Raw genomic sequence first — 18,786 nt, forward strand, 5'->3', positions numbered from 1 at the left:
CAGGAGACAGCGATGTCCCAGAGCCCGTCGCTCAGCCGCCGCCAGTTGCTGCGCTACACCACCTTCGCCGGGGCGGCTTTGGCGTTCCCGACCGTGCTCGCCGCGTGCGGCGGGCCGGCGTCCACCAACAAGACCGGCAGCTCGGCGGGCTCGCTGACCGCCGTCATCGGCTACGGCAACAACCAGACGTGGGACCCGCTGCAGACCGCGTCCGCGTTCTCGATGGCCGCGATCCTGCACTGCTACGAGTCCCTCGTGGAGGGTGACCCGATCACCCGCGCCCCCTTCCCCGGCCTCGCGAAAGCGCTACCCGCCGACGTCAGCGGAACGAGCCTGAAGTTCGAGCTGAGAGACGGCGCCAAGTGGCACGACGGGCAGCCCGTCACCGCGGACGACGTCGTCTTCACCTACGCCCGCGCGCTCGACGAGAAGGAGAACGTGCTCATCCACAGCTTCTTCTCGCACTGGCTGCAGGAAGTCCGCAAGACCGGCGACCGGTCGGTCGAGTTCGTCCTCAAGTTCCCCTTCCCGTACGCGCTGCAGCGGATCCAGTGCTGCAAGATCGTGCCGAAGCACGTCTACGACGGCAAATGGGACGACGCCAAGGGCGGCAAGGTCGTCGGCTCCGGCCCGTACAAGGTCGTCGAGCAGGCGCCGCTGTCGCACACCGGCTTCGAGAAGTTCGCCGATTACAACGGCCCGCGTCCGGCGGCCTACGACAAAATGCTGTGGAAGTCCATTGTGGACTCCGCACCGCGCGTCGCCGCGATCTCCGGCGCCACGCCGGACGCGCAGATCGTCGAGAACATCCCGGCCGCCAACGCCGACCAGCTGCGCAAGGCCGGCCGCACGGTCGAGTTCGCCGACGGCGGCAACAACCTCTTCCTGCTCTTCAACACCGCGCACGCGCCGTTCGACAAGAACCTGGTGCGCCAGGCGCTGCACTACGCCATCGACAAGCAGAAGATGATCGACATCGGCCTCAAGGGCGCGGGCTCGCCGGGGACCTCGTTCATCAACCCGAAGCTCCCGTCGTCGCAGCCGGCGTCGCAGGACTTCGTCTACAACCCCGAGAAGGCCAAGCAACTGCTGCAACAGGCCGGCGTGAGCAACCTCAAGATCACGCTGTCGACGACGAACACCTCCCTGGTCGCCGACTGCGTCAAGGTGATCAAGGAGGGTTGGGACGCGATCGGCGTCCAGACCACTTTGGACAGCCAGGACACCAAGGCGCTGTTCTCGAAGCTGGACGCGGGCGCGGACTTCCAGGTCGTCGCGACGACGAACAACCCGCTGCAGTTCGGCAACGACCCCGACCTGATGATCCGGTACTACTACGACGCCAAGTCCATCCTCACGAGCAAGTACGCCCGCTTCACCGGCGCCGACGCCCAAGCGCTGCTCGCCCTGCAAGACCAGGCCGCGGCCGAGCCGGACGAGGCCAAGCGGACGAGGCTCAACAAGCAGCTGCTGGACCGGATCTCCGAGCAGGCCGTGATCTACCCGGTCGTGTTCACCCAGCTCGGCACGGCCTGGGACCCGAAGGCGATCACCGGCGTGCACGCCCAGGGCTACCCGGGCATCTACCTGAACCAGGCCAAGCCGGTCTAGGAGGAGAACACCCGTGGCCGTCGTCGTGCGGATGCTGCTCAGCCGCATCCTCGCCCTGATCCCGCTGCTGCTCGGCGTGATCCTGTTCGTGTTCATCGTGATGCGGTTCGCGCCGACCGACCCGGCGCTCGCCGCGTTCGACGGCGCGAACGCCACCGCCGAGCAGCTCCAGCGGTTCCGGCTCGAGAACGGGCTGCTGGACCCGCTGCCGCTGCAGTACGTCCACTTCGTCTGGCACCTGGTCCAGGGTGACTTCGGCACCAGCGTGATCACCAAGCAGCCGGTCGGCGACACGATCGCCACCGCGCTGCCGCTGACCGTCCAGCTGACCCTGCTCGGCCTGGTCATCGCCCTGGTGACGGCGCTGGTGCTCGGCGTGACGTCGGCGCTGTTCCGCGACCGCTGGCCGGACAAGCTGATCCGCGTGGTCACCCTGGCCGGGGTCGCCGCGCCGGCGTTCTGGGTGGCGCTGCTGCTGGTCCAGTGGCTCGCGGTCGGCCAGGGCCTGTTCCCGACCAGCGGGTACGTCAGCCCGGCCGACTCCTTCGGCGGCTGGCTGAACTCGCTGACGCTGCCGGCGGTGTCCCTCGCGCTGCCGGTTGCCGCCCAGCTGACCCGGGTGATCCGGACGTCGATGGTCGAAGAGCTGGACAAGGACTACGTCCGCACCGCGCGCGGCGGCGGCCTGCCGCCGGTGGTCGTGGTCGGGCGCAACGTGCTGCGCAACGCGCTGGTCACGCCGCTGACCGTGCTCGGCCTGCGGGTCGGCTACCTGCTGGGCGGCGCGGTCGTCATCGAGACGATGTTCGCGCTGCCGGGGATGGGGCAGAACATGATCCAGGCCGTCACCGACGGCGACACGGCCAAGGTGCAGGGCTTCGTGATCACGATCGCGATCGGGTTCGTGCTGGTCAACCTGATCGTCGACGTGCTGTACCTGATCGCCAATCCGCGCCTGCGGAGCCACGCGTGAAGCGGCTGCGCGCGGCTTGGCCCGCGCTCGCGATCCTCGGCGTGCTGCTCCTGGTCGCGGTGCTCGGCACGCTCGTCGCGACGCACAACCCGGACGCGCTGAGCACCGACGCTGGCGGGCCCAGCGGGTCGCACTGGTTCGGCACGGACACCTCGGGCCGGGACATCTTCTCCCGGCTCGTCGCCGGCACGCGCTGGTCGCTCGCCATCGGCCTGGGGGCGGTGGCGCTCGCGCTCGTGTCGGGGGCGGTGATCGGGGCGTTCGCGGCGACCTCGCACCGCCGGGTGGACGCGGTGATCATGCGCGTGCTCGACGTCGTCATGGCGTTCCCGGGCATCGCGCTGGCCGCCGTGCTGGTCGCGGTGTTCGGCCACGGCATCCTGGTGCTGATCCTGGCCATCGGCTTCCTCAACATGCCCCCGGTGGCCCGGGTGATCCGGGCGAACGTCCTGGCCCAGTACGGCGAGGACTACGTCGCCGCCGAACGCGTCATCGGCGCGCGCCGGTTCTTCGTGCTGACCCGGCACGTCGCGATCAACTGCGCCGCGCCGGTGCTCGTCTACTGCACGGTCACGGTGGCCGACGCGATCGTGTTCGAGGCGTCGCTGTCGTTCATCGGCGCCGGCATCCAGCCGCCGGACCCGTCGTGGGGCTCGGTGCTCGCCGACGGCAAGGACCTGGTCCTGACCGGCGGCTGGTGGGCGACGTTGTTCCCCGGCCTGCTGATCCTGGTCACGGTGCTGGCGCTGAACATCCTGTCCGAGCGGATCTCCGACGCCTGGGCGGCGCCGTCGGCCCGTGCGGTCAAGGCGGCCGAAGTGGCGAAGGCCGTCGAGGCTCGCGACGACGCCGACACCGCGCCCGTGCTGCCGATCGCCGGGCTGCGCGAAGCAGGGGAGCGGCTGGCCCGCACGGCCCGGTCACTCGACCACCGGGACACGGTCCTGGAAGTCGACCGGCTGGCGATCTCCTTCCCGGGCCGCCACGAAGGCGTCGACGTCGTGGACGGGGTGTCGTTCAGTGTCCGCGCCGGGGAGGTCCTCGGCCTGATCGGCGAGTCCGGCTGTGGCAAGACGCTCACCGCGCTGTCGATCCTCGGCCTGCAGCCGCCGGCGGCCAGGGTGTCCGGCCAGATCCGGTTCGCCCAGCGCGACCTGCTCGCCCTGCGCCCGGGCGAACGCCGTCGCCACCTCGGCCACGACATCGCGATGATCTACCAGGACGCGTTGAGCTCGCTCAACCCGGCGATGACCATCCGCGCCCAGCTCAAGCAGTTCACCCGCCGCGGCGGCACGCGGACTCCGGTCGAACTCCTGGAGCTGGTCAACCTCGACCCGGAACGCACCCTGCGGGCGTACCCGCACGAGCTGTCCGGCGGGCAGCGCCAGCGGGTGCTGATCGCGATGGCGCTCTCGCGGGACCCCAAGCTGATCGTCGCCGACGAGCCGACCACCGCCCTGGACGTCACCGTGCAGGCGCAGATCATGGCGCTGCTGCTGCGGCTGCAGGAGGAGCTCGGGTTCGCGCTCATCCTCGTCTCGCACGACCTGGCGCTGGTTTCCGAGATCGCCGACCGGGTCGTCGTCATGTACGGCGGCCAGGTGGCCGAGCTGGGCGCCACCGCCGAGGTCGTCGGCTCGCCGCGGCACCACTACACGCGCGGCCTGCTCAGCGCGGTGCTGTCGCTGGAGGAGAACGAGGCCCGGCTGACGCAGATCAAGGGCGTCGTCCCGGCCCCGGCCGAGTTCCCGGCCGGCTGCCGGTTCGCCGACCGCTGCCCGGCCGCGCGCGCCAAATGCCACGACGAAACCCCGGTCCGGTTCGGGGAGCCGGTCGACCACCTCGTCGCCTGCCACTTCCCGGCGGTCGACATCGCGCGCGAGAAGGAGGCGACGGCGTGAACCTCCTGGAGGTCGACGGCGTCCACGTCGTCCACAAGATCCGCGGCCGCGGCCTGTTCGGCCACCAGCACGTGTACGCCCTGACCGACGCCCACCTCGTGGTGAACCCGGGCGAGACGATCGGCGTCGTCGGCGAGTCCGGCTGCGGCAAGTCGACGCTGGCCAAGGTGATCGTCGGGCTGCAGCGGCCGACCGCGGGAACCGTGCGTTTCCGCGGGGAGCCGCTCGTCTCCGGGCGCGAGGTCGGCATGGTCTTCCAGGACCCGTCGACCGCGCTGAACCGCCGGCTCGCCGTCGCCAAGATCATCCGCGACCCCCTCGACGTGCACCGCGTCGGGACGCCGGCCGAGCGCGACGATCGCGTCCGGGAGCTGATGTCGCTGGTCGGGCTGCCGGCGAGCGTCGCCGACGCCGTGCCGGGCCAGCTGTCGGGCGGCCAGCGCCAGCGCGTCGCCATCGCCCGGGCCCTGGCCCTGCGGCCCGCGCTGCTCGTTGCCGATGAGCCGACGTCCGCCCTCGACGTCTCGGTCCGCGCCCAGATCCTCAACCTGCTGCTCGACCTGCGCGAACAGCTGGAACTGGCGATGGTCTTCGTCTCCCACGACATCCAGACGGTGTCGAAGATGAGCGACCGGATCGTCACGATGTACCTGGGCCGGATCGTCGAGGAAGCGCCGGTGGGGGCGCAGGCCCGTCACCCCTACACGCGGGCGTTGTTCTCCGCGACGCCCAGCCTGCTCCACCCGGTCGAGCCGATCGTGCTGACCGGCCCGGTGCCGTCGGCGACGAACCCGCCGAGCGGCTGCCCGTTCCGCACCCGCTGCCCCAAGGCCACCGGCGAGTGCGCGGCCGAGCTGCCGCCGCTCGCCGCGGCCGCGGGCGGCCACACGTACCGCTGCATCCATCCCGAGATCCCCACCGGAGTGAGCGCCTGATGCCGAAGTTCGCCGGAATCGTCCCGCCGCTGTGCACGCCGTTGACCGACGACTTCGGCGTGGACACCGCCTCGCTGCGGCGCCACGTCGAGTTCCAGCTCGACGCCGGTGTGCACGGCGTCTTCGTCCTCGGCTCCTCCAGCGAGGTGGCCTTCCTGCCCGACGCCCAGCGCCGCGTCGTCGTCGAAACGACGGTCGAGCAGGTCGCCGGCCGCGTCCCGGTGCTCGTCGGCTGTATCGACATGACGACGTTGCGGGTCGCCGAGCACATCAAGGTCGCGGAAGCCGCCGGGGCCGACGCCGTCGTGGTCACCGCGCCGTACTACACGCGCACGCACGTCGCCGAGGTCGACCGGCACTTCCGGCTGCTGCGCGAACGGACGGCGCTGCCGATCGTCGCCTACGACATCCCGGTCGCGGTGCACACGAAGCTCGACGGCGGAATGGTCCTCGACCTGGCCGCCGACGGCGTCCTCGCCGGGCTCAAGGACTCCAGCGGCGACGAGGCGTCGTTCCGCGCCGTGCTGCTCGGCAAGCGCGACCGCGGCCTCGACTCGTTCGCGGTGTTCACCGGCTCCGAGCTCGTCGTGGACGCGGCCCTGGCGATGGGTGCCGACGGCGCGGTCCCGGGCCTCGGCAACGTCGACCCCGTCGGGTACGTGCTCATCCACGACCACTTCAAGTCCGGCAACCTCGCCGCCGCCCGCCGCGAGCAGGAACGCCTGATGAAGCTGTTCTCGATCACGTCGGTGGCGCCGCCGAGCCGGATGGGCCGCGGCTCGGCCGGCCTCGGCGCCTTCAAGGCCGCGATGAAGATGCGCGGGTTCATCGACAACGCTGTCATGGCCCCGCCGCAGCTCCCGCTCGACGACGAGGAACTGTTGCGGATCAAGGAGAAGCTCGCCGAAGCGGGTCTGCTCTGATGCTCCGCTACGGCGCCGACTACAACCCCGAGCACTGGCCGGACGAGGTGCGCCGGGACGACCTGAAGCTGATGGCCGAAGCGGGCGTCACGATGGTGACCGCGGGGATCTACTCGTGGGCCGGCGTCGAACCGCGGCCGGGGGAGTGGGACTTCGGCTGGTTCGACGAGGTCATGGACGGCCTCGCCGGCGCGGGCATCGGCGTCTGCCTGGCGACGATGACCGCGTCCCCGCCGCCGTGGCTGACCCACGCGCACCCCGAGGTCCTGCCGGTGCGCGCCGACGGCGTCCGGCTCGCACCCGGGGCATCCCGCGCTGGCGATGTGGCACGTCGGCAACGAGTTCGGCTGCCACGTCCGGGCCTGCTACTGCGACGAGTCCGCGTCGGACTTCCGCGTCTGGCTGGAGCAGCGGTACGGCACGATCGAGGCGCTCAACGCCGCGTGGACGACCACCTTCTGGGCCCAGCGCTACGACGACTGGGCCGAGATCCTGCCACCCCGCGTCGCCCCGACGTTCCCGAACCCCGCGCAGCAGCTGGACTTCCACCGGTTCTCCTCCGACGCCGCGCTCGGCTGCTTCCTGACCGAACAGCGGGTGCTGCGCCGCGTCACGCCGGACGTCCCGATCACGACCAACTTCGTCGGCCTGGTCCAGAAAGCCCTCGACTGGCACACGTGGACACCGCACGAGGACGTCGTCAGCCTCGACTCCTACCCGACCCCGCCGACCCGCGCGCCCATGTCGAAGCCGCGTTCGCCTACGACCTCGTGCGGTCCACAAAGGACCAACCGTGGATGTTGCTCGAACAGGCGCCGAGCGCGGTGAACTGGCGGCCGCGCAACAGTCCCAAGCCACCCGGGGCGATGCGGCTCGGCAGCTGGCAGGCCATCGCGCAGGGCGCCGACGCCGTCCTGTTCTTCCAGTGGCGCCAGACCGGCGGCGGCGCCGAGAAGTTCCACTCGGCGATGGTCCCGCACGGCGGCCGCGACACCCGGACGTTCCGCGAGGCCGCCGCTCTGGGGCAGGAGCTGGCCCGGGTGCCGGAGCTGGCCGGGACGCGCGTGCGCGCCGACGTCGCCCTGCTGCACGACTGGCCGAGCTGGTGGGGTCTCGAACTCGACTCGCACCCGGCTCAGCTGGTACCTCGAAACGCACCTCGCGCACTACGCGCCTTTGTTCGACGCCAACGTCACGTGCGACGTCGTCCACCCTTCGCGGGATCTCACGTCGTACCGGCTGGTCGTCGTCCCGAACCTGTACCTGCTGGAGCAGTCGGCCGCCGACAACCTGCGTGCGTACGTCGCGGGTGGCGGGCACCTCGTGGTGTCGTACTTCTCCGGGATCGTCGACGGCTGCGACCGCGCCTACCTCGGCGGCCATCCCGCGCCACTGCGGGACATCCTCGGCCTGCGGGTCGACGAGTTCTGGCCCCTGGCCGGGCCGGTCGACCTCGATTTCGCAGACGGCACAACGGGTTCCGGGTCGATCTGGGCCGAGTGGATCGAACCCGAAGGCGCCGAAGTCGTCGCGTCGTTCGCCTCCGGGGAGCTGGCCGGGCGTCCGGCGATCACGCGGCACGCGTTCGGGGACGGCGTTGCCTGGTACCTCGGCACCCGGCCCGACCTGGCGCCGCTGTTCGACCGCATCACGGCCGAAGCCGGGGTGACGCCGGTGCTGGCCGCGCCGCCGGGTGTCCAGGCCGTCGTCCGGCACGGCGGGGAAAGCGCTTACCTGATCCTGCTCAACCACGGCACCGAGCCGGTCACCGTCGACCTGCCGCACGCCGCGCCGGACCTGCTGACCGACCCGTCACGGCCGGTGCGCGAGGTCCGGCTCGCCCCGCGAGGTGTCGCCGTCCTGAAGGGATGAGTATGAGAACACTGGGGAGATGGGCCGCTTTGGTGGCCCTGGCCGGCTCGCTGCTCGCGGTGAGCCCGGCGCAGGCCGCGCCGCAGTTCGACCAGCAGGTCCTGTTCAAAGCCGCGCAGGATCCCGGGTACAGCTGCTTCCGGATCCCGGCGGTCGTCGAGTCCACCCACGGCACGCTCCTGGCGTTCGCCGAAGGCCGCATCGACAACTGCGGCGACACCGGCGACATCGACCTCGTGCTCAAGCGCTCCACCGACGGCGGGAAGACGTGGTCGCCGCTGCAGGTCGTCAACCGCGGTGGTGGGGACACGCACGGCAACCCGGTGCCCGTGGTGGACAGCCGCACCGGCCGGATCGTGCTGATCACGACGTACAACAAGGGGCGTACCGACGACAAGGGGTGCGACGTCCCGTGCCCGCGCACGCCGCATTCCCAGTACAGCGACGACGACGGCCTGACCTGGTCGGCGCCCGTCGACATCAGCGCGCAGGCGAAACTGCCGAACTGGGACTCGTGGTACGCGTCCGGCCCGGTGCACGGCATCCAGCTGACGCGCGGTCGCCACGCGGGCCGGCTCGTGTTCGGCGTCAACGCGGAGACCAGCGACGGGACGCATTCGATCGAGAACCACGCTGGGCTCGTCTACAGCGACGACGGCGGGCGCAGCTGGCACGTCGGCGCGGTGAACAGCTACCCGCACCCGGTCGGCGGGACGTACCCGCAGAAACCGTCCGAAGTCACCGTGGCCGAGCTGGCCGACGGCTCGATCTACGCCGGCGGCCGCGAGCAGGGCGGCACCGACATCGGCAATCGCGACTACGCCCTCAGCCGCGACGGCGGCGAGACGTTCACCAGGTCCTTCACCACCGTCCCCGACCTGGTGACACCGATGGTGCAGGGGTCGGTGCTGCGCGTCGGCAACCGCCTGCTGTTCTCCTCGCCGTCGGACACCGACCGGCGCCGCTGGATGATGATCCGCTCGTCCTACGGCGGCGGCCGCACGTGGGAGAACGCCGAGCAGGGCACGCGGATCACCACCGACTGGTCGGGGTACTCCGATCTGGTTCGGATCGGCGGCTCGGAGATCGGGCTGATGTACGAAGGTGGCGCGGTCGACGCTCGGGACGAGATCCGCTTCGCGCGCTTCGACGAATCCTATCTGGGCTGGCGGAACTCCGCGGGACCGTCCACACCGGACGTTTCCGGCCACGCCGATGCGCGGGTGCTCGGCGGAGCCCCGGTGACGCCCGGGCGGTTCGGCGGCGCGGTGACGCTGGACGGCGTCGACGACTACGTCCGCGTGCCGTACGACCCGGCCCAGCCCCCGGGCGACGGCGACCTCACGTGGACCGGCTGGTTCCGCTACGGCGCCACGAAGGGCAACCAGGTGCTGTTCTGGCTCGGCGGGATGGGCACGACGGCGCCCCAGCAGTGGCTGCGCGGCGAGCCGGCCAACCACCGGCTGATCGCGATGATGACCACGGCGGCGGGGAGCGCGTCGATCACGTCGGCGCAGGCGTACGACGACCAGGCGTGGCACCACGTGGCGCTGGAGCGGACCGGCGGTCGGCTCCTGCTGTGGGTCGACGGGGTCCAGGTCGCGTCTGGGCCGGCGGCCGCCGGGTCGGTGAGCCAGACGGTGTCGTTCCAGCTGCAGCTGGGGCAGCGGCTGGACAGCCAGTTCCGCTGGAACGGCAGCTTCGACGAGGTCCGCTTCTACCGCCGGGCCTTGACGCCGTCGGAACTCGACGCGATCCGGCTGCGGAACGCGCCGGTGACCGCCGGGCAGGTGCTGCGGCTGCCGTTCGACCGCATCCACGGCTAGCCGGTCGTGAGGGGTGATCCGGGTTCTTACCGGATTGCCACTCACGACCTCCTTCTGGCCCTTATCAGGCGGCTCGCGAGTTGGTTGACTCCTCGCGTGAGGATCATGGGTGCGCTGCTCACCGTCCTGCTCGTCACCGCCGGCCTGGCGGTCCCCGTCGCCGCGGCGGATCCGCCGTCCTGGACCGGGCCGCTCAGCACCCGCGGCCGGTACATCGTCGACGCCCACGGCGACCGGTTCAAGCTGAAGGCCGCCAACTGGCACGGCGCGAGCGGCACCTGGACCGGCTCCGGCGATGTCAACGACCCGGCGAACCACCACGCCGGCGAGATCGCCTACCAGACGCCGCTCGGGCTGGACCGCGCGTCGATCGACACCGTCATCGACGGGCTCGCGCAGCTGGGCCTCAACAGCGTGCGGCTGCAGTTCTCCAACGCGATGCTCCACGACACCCGGCCGGTCCCGGACCTGCCCGCCAACCCAGATCTGCACGGCCTGACCCCGCTGCAGGTCTACGACCGCGTCGTCGACCGGCTGACCGCGCGCGGGTTCGCCGTCATCCTCAACAACCACACCACGACCTCGCGCTGGTGCTGCGGGCTCGACGGCAACGAACGCTGGAACACCGCGCAGACCGAGCAGCAGTGGCAGGACGACTGGCTGTTCATGGCGCGCCGCTACGCCACGAACAAGCGCGTCGTCGGCGCCGACCTGTACAACGAGGTCCGCCGCAACACCCTCGACGACCCGAACTGGGGCTGGGGCAACGGCACCGACTGGCAGCGCGCGAGCCAGCAGGTCGCCGACCGCATCCTCACCGAGGCGAACCGCGACCTGCTCATCTTCGTCGAAGGCATCAACTGGACCGGGCTGCCGATCGACGGCTTCCCGCACGGCCGGCCCACGCTGGAACCCGCCCGGACGCTGTCGCACACGCTCGTGGACTCCGGCAAGCTCGTCTATTCGGCGCACTTCTACGGCTACACCGGTCCCAACCACTCCGGCGCGACCGGCGTCGGCGAGACGCACGACCCGCGCTACCGCGACCTCTCGCCCCAGGAACTGCGGGACACCCTGTACCGGCAGGCGTTCTTCGTCTCGGCCGACACCGGCAAGCACTACACCGCGCCGCTGTGGATCAGCGAGTTCGGCGAAGGCCGCAACACGACCGACCCGGCGTCGCGCGCGTTCTTCGAAAACTTCGTGAACTACCTCGCCGAGACGGACACGGACTTCGCCTACTGGCCCGCGGTGGGCTTCCAGACCAACGGCTCCGGCGACGGCTGGGCGCTGCTCGAATACGACTCCGCGGGCCGGCGCGTCGACGTCCTCGACGGCACGGACTGGCGCGGTCCCGCGTGGCAGCGGCTGATCTCCGCGCCGTCCCGGACCGGGCCGATCCCGGAGGCGGAGCACTGGTCGATGCTGAACCTCGACTACGCCGACTTCCAGGAGTCGCGCCAGGTCCGCGCGCTCCCGGACTGGAACTCCGGCGCCCGCAAGGGCGTCTGCCCCGACGGCCAGCGGCTCGCCGGCCTGGCCCACACCGGCAACCGCGGCCTGTGCACCGGGACGCTCGCCGCCCCGAGCGGGTACGTGACCGTCCAGGACGAGACCTACGTCGACACCGACTGGGCGTCCGGCTACACCAAGGCGCAGTGCCCGCCCGACCACGCGGTCGTCGGGTACAGCGTCCAGGGCGCGGCGTTCTCGGCCGTGTTGTGCGGCCGGTCCGCGACGCCGCTGGGCCGGACCGGCCGCACGGTGTGGTTCGACCGCGGCGACAACCGGCCGTCCGGCGACCCCGGCGGCGACTTCGCGACCGGGAACTACAAGGGCCAGTGCGCGCCGGGGGAGTACGTCGCCGGCGTCGCTTACACCGGCCGCATCGGTTCGAGCCGGACGCCGGACGCGCTGCTCTGCCGGTCCTAGACGGTCCGGCAGGTCAGTTCCGGGCGGCTCTTCGTGTCGCCGTCGCCGGTGACGGCGATGAAGCCGAACGTCGTCGCGCCGCCCGCGTCGAGCTTCGCGTTCCAGGCCGCGTTGTCTACCGTGACCGTGGAGCCCTCGACCGTGAAGTTCCCGTTCCACAAATTGGTGATGCGGTGGCCGCCCGGCAGGGACCAGCGGACGCGCCAGCCGGAGAGGTCGTCGGTGCGGTCGTTGCGGACCGTCACCTCGACCTGGTAGCCGCCCGGCCACGAGTTCGTCACCTGGTAGTTGGCGGCGCAGCCCAGGTCCGGCGGAGGGCTGCTGCTGGTGGTCGCCGGCGGTGGGTTCGTCGCGGAGGTCGCCGGGGCGGCGATCGGCGTCGCGTCGGGGACGAGCGCGGTCCCGATCACCACGCCGAGGGCGAGCAGGACGGCTCCGCCGGCGCTCGCCAGCACGACCCGGCGGCGGGGGCGGCGGACGCGCAGCAGCCGGGTTTCGGTGCGGGGCCGCGGGCGCGGCGGCGGCAGCGGACGGCCGTCGGTGACGGCCTCGAACAGCTCCTGGACCTCGGCCATCGACGGGCGCTGCGCGGGGTCGCGCTGCAGGAGCCGGCCGAGGACCTCGGCGAGCGGGCTGCCGTGCTGCGGCGGAATCGGTTCTTCGCGGGCGACCCGCAATAGAAGGACGATCGGGTTGTCGTCGTTGCCGAACGGTGGCTGGCCTTCGAGGGCGCGGTAGAGCGTCGCGCCGAGGGAGAAGACGTCGGCCGGGAAGCCGGCTTCGCCGCCGCCGGCGACTTCGGGGGACAGGTAGGCGGGGGTGCCGGCGATGAAGCCGCCGCCGGTCACGGTGCCCTCGCCGGTGGCGCGGGAGATGCCGAAGTCGGCGATCTTGGCGACGCCGCCGTCGGCGAGCAGGACGTTGGCGGGCGTGACGTCCCGGTGCACGATGCCTTCGGCGTGCGCGGCGGCCAGCGCGGAGGAGACCTGCACGCCGATGCGCGCGACCTCGTCGGCGGGCAGGCGTTCGCGGTCGAGCAGGACGGCGGCGAGGCTGCGCGAGGGCAGGTACTCCATGACGAGGTACGGCTCGCCGCCGTCCTCGACGACGTCGTGCACGGTGACGGCGTGCGGGTGCCGCAGGCGTGCGGTCAGCCGAGCCTCGCGCAGGGCGCGCTGGGCGGCCTGCTCTCCGGCGGCCTGCCCGATGGCGGGCTCGTAGCCCAGCTGCTTGACGGCGACGACGCGGTCGAGCCGCTCGTCGCGCGCCCGCCAGACGACACCCATCGCGCCTTGGCCGACCCGCTCGGCAAGGCGGTACCGCCCGGCGATCAGCTGTCCTTCGTCGGTCACGACGACCTCCCGGCCTTCCCCGGAACACACGGATGCGGGGGACGATCGGTTCGAGCTTAACGACCGGCCAGCAGCCCCGCCGACGGGCGCACTCCGGCTCACGCGGTCAGGCGCACTGAGCCGACGGGGCGGGCGCGGGGAGGTGGGCTTGCCCTGCTGTGGTGCGGTTCGCGTCCTCGGCCCGGCCGACGGACCCGGCGCCGCGCGCCGGACCGCCGACGGGCGCGGCTCGGGCTCTGTCGTCCATCCGAGCCTGCCGCCCCCGGGACCCGCCGACGCGTGCGGCCCGGAGTTCCGCCCACCTGCCACCGGCGGGCGGCTCGCACGCCGAGCACCGGAAGGCCGCGCCGCGGTTCGGGTCGTGGCGGCCGGCCCCAGCCGCCCGAGCCCGCCGACGGGCGCGGCCCGCCCGGAGGCAGGCCGCGCCGTCAGGCGCTCAGCGCGTGCAGCTGGTCCCACGTCGGGACGTACGGGGTGAACCGCAGCTTCATGCCCGCCTCGGCCGGCAGCTTGTCCGCCTTGCGCGCGTTGCAGCTGCGGGACGTCCCGCCGCACGCCGCCACCGTGTTCAGCCACGACGTCCGCGCGCCGCCGCGGCTCAGCGGTGTCACGTGGTCGATCGTCGTCGCGCGGCCGCCGCAGTACGCGCAACGGTGGCCGTCACGCGTCAGCACCCCGCGGCGGGACCAGCGGGGCGGCTGCGTATATCGCCACTTCATCACGACGTACCGCAGCAACCGCACGATCTTCGGCCGCGGGAACAGCCCGTACGCGAGACCGTCTTCGGCCTCGTGGATCTCGGCGACGTGCCGCACCAGCATCCGGATGGCGTGCGGCACCGAAACCGTTTGCAGCGGCTCGTAACCGGCGTTCAAGACGAGTACCTTCACAACGCACCTCTTTCTCTCGGCGGAAATCGTCGCCGAGGGGAAAGAGCTGCGTCAATCGTGTTTCAGCGCAGCGGATGCGCGCGGAAGAACCGCCAGATGACCGGGGTGGCGTCGATGACCGTCGGCGTCGCCGAGTCGTTGTTCGGCTTCGTGCTCGGCCACACGTGCCCCGCACCTTCGACGCGGTAGTGCTCGAGCGCGCAGCCCAGCCACTTCTGCACGACCACGCCGCCGACCGGCGACCACGACACCGGCCCGGCGAAGCAACCGTCCCTTGTGGACCACGCCGCCAGCCAGTCCGGGATCGCCGGCAGGCCCTTGGCCGGGTTGCCGGTGTACGGGATTGTCGTGTCGGCCGTGCCGTGGAAGTCGAGGACCGGCACCCGGCGGCTCGGGTCGCACGCGCCGCCCTGCGGGTAGAACGCGCCCGACACCGGGGCGAACGCCGCGATCCGGCCGGCCAGCCGGCACGCCAGCACGCCGACGAACCCGCCGCCGTTGGACTTCCCGGCCGCGAAGATCCGGGCGTTGTCGACGCACAGCGTGCGCTGCAGCGAGTCCAGCAGGTCGCTGGTGAAGAGGACGTCGTCCGCGGCCGCCGAGTAGGGCGCACCGGTCCAGGCCGTCTCGCCGTCGGTGCCGGCCAGGCCCTGCGGGTACACCGAGATCGCGTCGAGCGCCGAGAAGCCCGACAGCTCCTCCTGGTACTGCGACGTGCGCTTGTGCCCGTGGAACGACAGCACCAGCGGGTACGCGCGGCGCGGGTTGTAGTGCGCCGGCAGGTGGACCGTGTACTCGCGGTCGAGGCCGCCCGAGACGACGTGCGCCGTGGTCGTCACCCCGGCCGGGACCGGGGCCGCGCGCCCGCAGCCGGTGGTGCGGACCGGGTGGTCGGCGACGCCCGCCGCGGCGGCGGGAGCGGCGAACGCGGTGGTCAGGGCGGCGGTCGCGGCGAACGCGGCGGCCCACCGGGGAAGGCGTCCGGGCACTCGATCCTCCTTGATCGGCAGCGGGGCGTGGCCAGCATCACCCCCGGGTCCGGGCCCGTCTGCATTGCGTTCATAAAGTGCGCGGTCGGAACTGTCGGACCCCGTCGGTAGGATCGACCCAACCAACGGCCGATGCACCCGGAAAGGACCGGAAGTGACCACCCCGATCGAGACGCTGGAGTTCCAGTCGGAAGCGCGTCAGCTGCTGCAGTTGATGATCCATTCGATCTACTCGAACAAGGACACCTTCCTGCGTGAGCTCGTGTCCAACGCCTCCGATGCGCTCGACAAGCTGCGGCTGGAGTCGTACCGCGACAAGGACCTCGGCGCGGACACCTCCGACCTGCACATCACGCTCGAGGCGGACCCGGCCGAGCGGACGCTGACGGTGCGTGACAACGGCATCGGCATGACGCGCGACGAGGTGGTCGCCCTCATCGGCACGATCGCCAAGTCCGGCACCGCCGACTTCCTGACCAAGCTGAAGGAGGCCAAGGACGCCGCGGCGTCGCAGGACCTCATCGGCCAGTTCGGCGTCGGGTTCTACGCCAGCTTCATGGTCGCGGACAAGGTCACGCTCGTGACGCGCAAAGCCGGCACCGGCGAGGGCGTCCGCTGGGAGTCGACCGGCGAAGGCACGTACACGATCGAGCCGGTCGAGGACGCGCCGCAGGGCACCGCGGTGACCCTGCACCTCAAGCCCGAGGACGCCGAGGACCACCTCTACGACTACACGTCCCCGGCGAAGATCCGGGAGATCGTGAAGAAGTACTCCGACTTCATCACCTGGCCCATCCGGATGAAGGGCGACGGCGACGACGCGGAGCTCGAGACCGTCAACTCGATGAAGGCGCTCTGGGCGCGCTCGTCGAGCGAGGTCACCGAAGACGAGTACCACGAGTTCTACAAGCACGTCAGCCACGACTGGCAGGACCCCCTGGAAACGATCCGGCTGCAGGCCGAGGGGACGTTCGAGTACCAGGCGCTGCTGTTCCTGCCCTCGCACGCGCCGATGGACCTGTTCCTGCGCGAGCGCAAGCGCGGCGTGCAGCTGTACGTGAAGCGCGTTTTCATCATGGACGACTGCGAGTCGCTGGTGCCGGAGTACCTGCGGTTCGTCAAGGGCGTCGTCGACGCGCAGGACCTCTCGCTCAACGTGTCGCGGGAGATCCTGCAGCAGGACCGGCAGATCCAGCTGATCCGCCGTCGCCTGGTGAAGAAGGTCCTCTCGACGGTCAAGACGATGATGACCGCCGACGCCGAGAAGTACGCGACGTTCTGGCGCGAGTTCGGCCGGGCGGTCAAGGAAGGCCTGCTCGACGACTTCGAGAACCGCGAAGCCATCCTCGAGATCTCGTCGTTCGCTTCGACGCACGACGCGGAGAAGCCGACTTCGCTGCGCGACTACGTCTCGCGGATGAAGGAGGGCCAGGAGCACATCTACTTCATGACCGGCGAGTCGCGTTCCGCGATCGAGAACTCGCCGCACATGGAGGCGTTCCGGGCCAAGGGCTACGAGGTGCTGGTCCTGACCGACCCGATCGACGAGATGTGGGTCGACGCGGTTCCGGGCTTCGACGGCAAGCAGTTCCAGTCGATCGCCAAGGGCCAGGTCGACCTGGAGTCCGACGAGGACAAGAAGGCCACCGAAGTCGCGCGTGAGCAGCAGAAGAAGGACTTCGAAGGCCTGCTGACGTGGATGGGCACGGCGCTGGGCGAGGACGTCAAGGAGGTCCGGCTGTCGTCGCGGCTGACGACGTCGCCGGCGTGCATCGTCGGGGACACCCACGACCTGAGCCCGACGCTCGAGAAGATGTACCGCGCGATGGGGCAGGAACTGCCGCCGATCAAGCGGATCCTGGAGCTGAACCCGGAGCACGGGCTGGTGACGGGGTTGCGGGAGGCCCACGCGGCGCGACCGGAGGACGAGGGCCTGGCCGAGACGGCCGAGCTGCTCTACGGCATGGCGCTGCTGGCCGAGGGCGGCGAGCTGGCCGACCCGTCGCGGTTCATCAAGCTGCTGGCGGGCCGCCTGGAGAAGTCGCTCTGACCCGTGGTCGTGAGGGGGAAACCGGGTGCCGCCCCCGTTTCCCCCGCACGACCGGCTCGAGTCAGGGGGCCGCGTTCATCAAGTCCAGCGCGCTCTGCTGCCGGGCCGCGTCGGCCTGGTCGAACGGTCCCGCCCACAGCAGCCCGTACGCCTCGGCACTGTTGCGGTCGTTGGCGTACGCCGAGTTCGCCTGGCGCTGCAAGTACCCCGTGTACGGGTGGTCCGACAACGCCGCGTTCAGCACCGCCAGGTCCCGCGCGTACACGCCCTTGAACGTCGGCCCGTCCGCGCCGCCGCCACCCGCGCTCTCGCCCGGGTCGCGCAGGATGCCGCCCGGGTTCAGCGACCCGTTCGTCGTCGACGCGTTCGCCATCGTCCGCGCCTTCGTCAGCAAGCTCGCGTCGCCCGTCGCGCGGGACAGTTCGGTCAGCGCCGCCAGCGGGACGCCCTGGTTGTACGACCACACGGCCTGTCCGTTGTTCGCGCACGACGTCGTGAGCCCGTCGTTGACCAGGTTCGAGCCGTTGATCATCCCGCTGCCGGCGAACCAGGTCCAGCCCGCCCGGGCCCGCGCCAGGTAGGCCGTGTCACCCGGGATGCGGTTGTGCAGCGCCGCGTTCAGCTGGATGTACAGCGAGTTCGGGATGGCGTTCTTGTACGTGCGGCTCGTGCTCCACCAGACCCCGCCGCCGCAGACGCCGTCCCAGTACGCGTACATGTGGTCCGCGTCCGCGCGGGCCGTGTTCAGGTACTTGCTGTCGCCCGTCAGGTCGTACGCGTCCACCCACGCCAGGCCCCACCAGCCCGTGTCGTCGAGGTAGTCGTTGCGGAACTGGCCGCCCTGGGCCGCGAGGTTCTTCGTGTACGTCGTGTCGACGGCGTACCGGTAGCTGCTCATGCCGCTGATCCGGACGTTGTCGATGATCGCGGTCAGCGCGTTCGCCGAGTTCCACCAGCCGGTGGTGTCGAACAGGCCGGTGCCGAGGTTGTAGCGCTCCATCAGCGCCGTCGCGGCCGCAGTGCGGTGGTCCCACGCGTTCCACGTCGTGCGCGCCCAGCCGGTGCAGGCGATCGAGCCCGAACCGGCGGGCTGCCCGCACGCCCGCAGCAGGCCGACGCCGTTGGTGTTCCAGTCGTCGACGTTGTACATCAGCGTCCGCCAGCCGGTGCCGCCCGACGGCGTCGCCGTGTCGCCCAGCTTGCTGCCCGACGCCCACGTGCGCCCGGCGTCGAACGAGCGGTCCAGCCAGACGTGGTCGCCGGCCGCACCGCCGGTGATCGCCGCCCAGCCCATGTCGTCGCCGTCGTCGAGGTGCAGGGAGAGCCGGCGGCCGCTGATGGTCGCCGAAGCGCCCTCGCGGTCGCCGGGGGAGAGGGCGGGATCCCGGGCGTCGCAGTACTTGTCGCAGATCGCCGCGAGCGGCGCGGCGGCGGGCGCAGGGGCCGGGGTGGGGGTAGCCGCGAGGACCACGGTCAGCAGGGGGATCAGGAGGCTCATCTGTCACCTTCCGCGCTGAAGGGCGATGACTCCA

13 protein-coding genes and 1 pseudogene are annotated in these 18,786 nt (G+C 71.3%); 10 read left to right on the forward strand and 4 right to left on the reverse strand.

Annotated features, from left to right (window positions below):
• Positions 1-12: 12 nt before the first annotated feature.
• The 9 genes and pseudogenes from ACZ7OH_RS34260 (at position 13) to ACZ7OH_RS34300 (ending at position 11,973) form a co-directional block, all read left to right on the forward strand.
• Positions 13-1,611 (forward strand): ABC transporter substrate-binding protein, encoded by a 1,599-nt coding sequence (locus tag ACZ7OH_RS34260; RefSeq protein ID WP_470284636.1) that lies wholly within the window; start codon positions 13-15, stop codon positions 1,609-1,611.
• Between the two features lie 13 nt (positions 1,612-1,624).
• On the forward strand, positions 1,625-2,584 hold the full coding sequence (locus ACZ7OH_RS34265) for an ABC transporter permease (protein ID WP_400893161.1): 960 nt from the start codon (positions 1,625-1,627) through the stop codon (positions 2,582-2,584).
• Positions 2,581-4,485 (forward strand): dipeptide/oligopeptide/nickel ABC transporter permease/ATP-binding protein, encoded by a 1,905-nt coding sequence (locus ACZ7OH_RS34270; RefSeq protein WP_470284637.1) that lies wholly within the window; start codon positions 2,581-2,583, stop codon positions 4,483-4,485. The genes ACZ7OH_RS34265 and ACZ7OH_RS34270 overlap by 4 nt, the downstream gene beginning before the upstream one ends.
• Positions 4,482-5,420 carry an oligopeptide/dipeptide ABC transporter ATP-binding protein gene (locus tag ACZ7OH_RS34275; RefSeq protein WP_470284638.1) on the forward strand — a complete coding sequence of 313 codons (939 nt, stop codon included), beginning with the start codon at positions 4,482-4,484 and terminating at the stop codon, positions 5,418-5,420. The genes ACZ7OH_RS34270 and ACZ7OH_RS34275 overlap by 4 nt, the downstream gene beginning before the upstream one ends.
• Positions 5,420-6,343 (forward strand): dihydrodipicolinate synthase family protein, encoded by a 924-nt coding sequence (locus tag ACZ7OH_RS34280; RefSeq protein ID WP_470284639.1) that lies wholly within the window; start codon positions 5,420-5,422, stop codon positions 6,341-6,343. Before ACZ7OH_RS34275 ends, ACZ7OH_RS34280 begins: the two co-directional genes overlap by 1 nt.
• Positions 6,344-6,414: 71 nt before the next feature.
• A pseudogene (locus ACZ7OH_RS34285) lies at positions 6,415-7,323 on the forward strand (beta-galactosidase); the annotation flags it as partial.
• Between the two features lie 196 nt (positions 7,324-7,519).
• Positions 7,520-8,215 carry a beta-galactosidase gene (locus tag ACZ7OH_RS34290; RefSeq protein WP_470284787.1) on the forward strand — a complete coding sequence of 232 codons (696 nt, stop codon included), beginning with the start codon at positions 7,520-7,522 and terminating at the stop codon, positions 8,213-8,215.
• Between the two features lie 2 nt (positions 8,216-8,217).
• On the forward strand, positions 8,218-10,041 hold the full coding sequence (locus ACZ7OH_RS34295; protein ID WP_470284788.1) for an exo-alpha-sialidase: 1,824 nt from the start codon (positions 8,218-8,220) through the stop codon (positions 10,039-10,041).
• A gap of 105 nt (positions 10,042-10,146) precedes the next feature.
• A complete protein-coding gene (locus ACZ7OH_RS34300; RefSeq protein ID WP_470284789.1) occupies positions 10,147-11,973 on the forward strand; it encodes a glycoside hydrolase family 5 protein in 1,827 nt (608 codons plus the stop codon).
• Here ACZ7OH_RS34300 and ACZ7OH_RS34305 read toward each other — a convergent pair.
• The 3 genes from ACZ7OH_RS34305 to ACZ7OH_RS34315 all read right to left on the reverse strand — a co-directional run bounded on the left by ACZ7OH_RS34305 (position 11,970) and on the right by ACZ7OH_RS34315 (position 15,204).
• Positions 11,970-13,325: a protein kinase domain-containing protein gene (locus ACZ7OH_RS34305; protein WP_470284640.1), complete on the reverse strand. Its 1,356-nt coding sequence runs from the start codon at positions 13,323-13,325 to the stop codon at positions 11,970-11,972. The genes ACZ7OH_RS34300 and ACZ7OH_RS34305 overlap by 4 nt on opposite strands.
• A gap of 428 nt (positions 13,326-13,753) precedes the next feature.
• Positions 13,754-14,215, reverse strand: a complete 462-nt coding sequence (locus ACZ7OH_RS34310; protein WP_470284641.1) for an HNH endonuclease — start codon at positions 14,213-14,215, stop codon at positions 13,754-13,756.
• Positions 14,216-14,277: 62 nt separating this feature from the next.
• The gene (locus tag ACZ7OH_RS34315; RefSeq protein ID WP_470284642.1) at positions 14,278-15,204 is read right to left on the reverse strand and encodes a CE1 family esterase; all 927 of its coding nucleotides are present in this window, start codon (positions 15,202-15,204) and stop codon (positions 14,278-14,280) included.
• A gap of 154 nt (positions 15,205-15,358) precedes the next feature.
• Between ACZ7OH_RS34315 and htpG the strand changes: the two genes are divergently transcribed.
• Positions 15,359-17,254, forward strand: a complete 1,896-nt coding sequence (gene htpG / locus ACZ7OH_RS34320; protein WP_470284643.1) for a molecular chaperone HtpG — start codon at positions 15,359-15,361, stop codon at positions 17,252-17,254.
• 61 nt (positions 17,255-17,315) lie between these two features.
• Here htpG and ACZ7OH_RS34325 read toward each other — a convergent pair whose 3' ends face one another.
• Positions 17,316-18,752, reverse strand: a complete 1,437-nt coding sequence (locus ACZ7OH_RS34325; protein ID WP_470284644.1) for a glycoside hydrolase family 76 protein — start codon at positions 18,750-18,752, stop codon at positions 17,316-17,318.
• Positions 18,753-18,786 lie beyond the last annotated feature (34 nt).

This window comes from Amycolatopsis sp. NPDC114478 (genome assembly GCF_055633805.1).

Excerpts from the sequence above, each read along its gene's own strand:
- ACZ7OH_RS34295 (WP_470284788.1), top strand. The coding sequence starts at position 8,218 with ATGAGAACACTGGGGAGATGGGCCGCTTTGGTGGCCCTGGCCGGCTCG.
- ACZ7OH_RS34325 (WP_470284644.1), bottom strand. The coding sequence starts at position 18,752 with ATGAGCCTCCTGATCCCCCTGCTGACCGTGGTCCTCGCGGCTACCCCC.
- ACZ7OH_RS34300 (WP_470284789.1), top strand. The coding sequence starts at position 10,147 with ATGGGTGCGCTGCTCACCGTCCTGCTCGTCACCGCCGGCCTGGCGGTC.
- ACZ7OH_RS34260 (WP_470284636.1), top strand. The coding sequence starts at position 13 with ATGTCCCAGAGCCCGTCGCTCAGCCGCCGCCAGTTGCTGCGCTACACC.
- ACZ7OH_RS34280 (WP_470284639.1), top strand. The coding sequence starts at position 5,420 with ATGCCGAAGTTCGCCGGAATCGTCCCGCCGCTGTGCACGCCGTTGACC.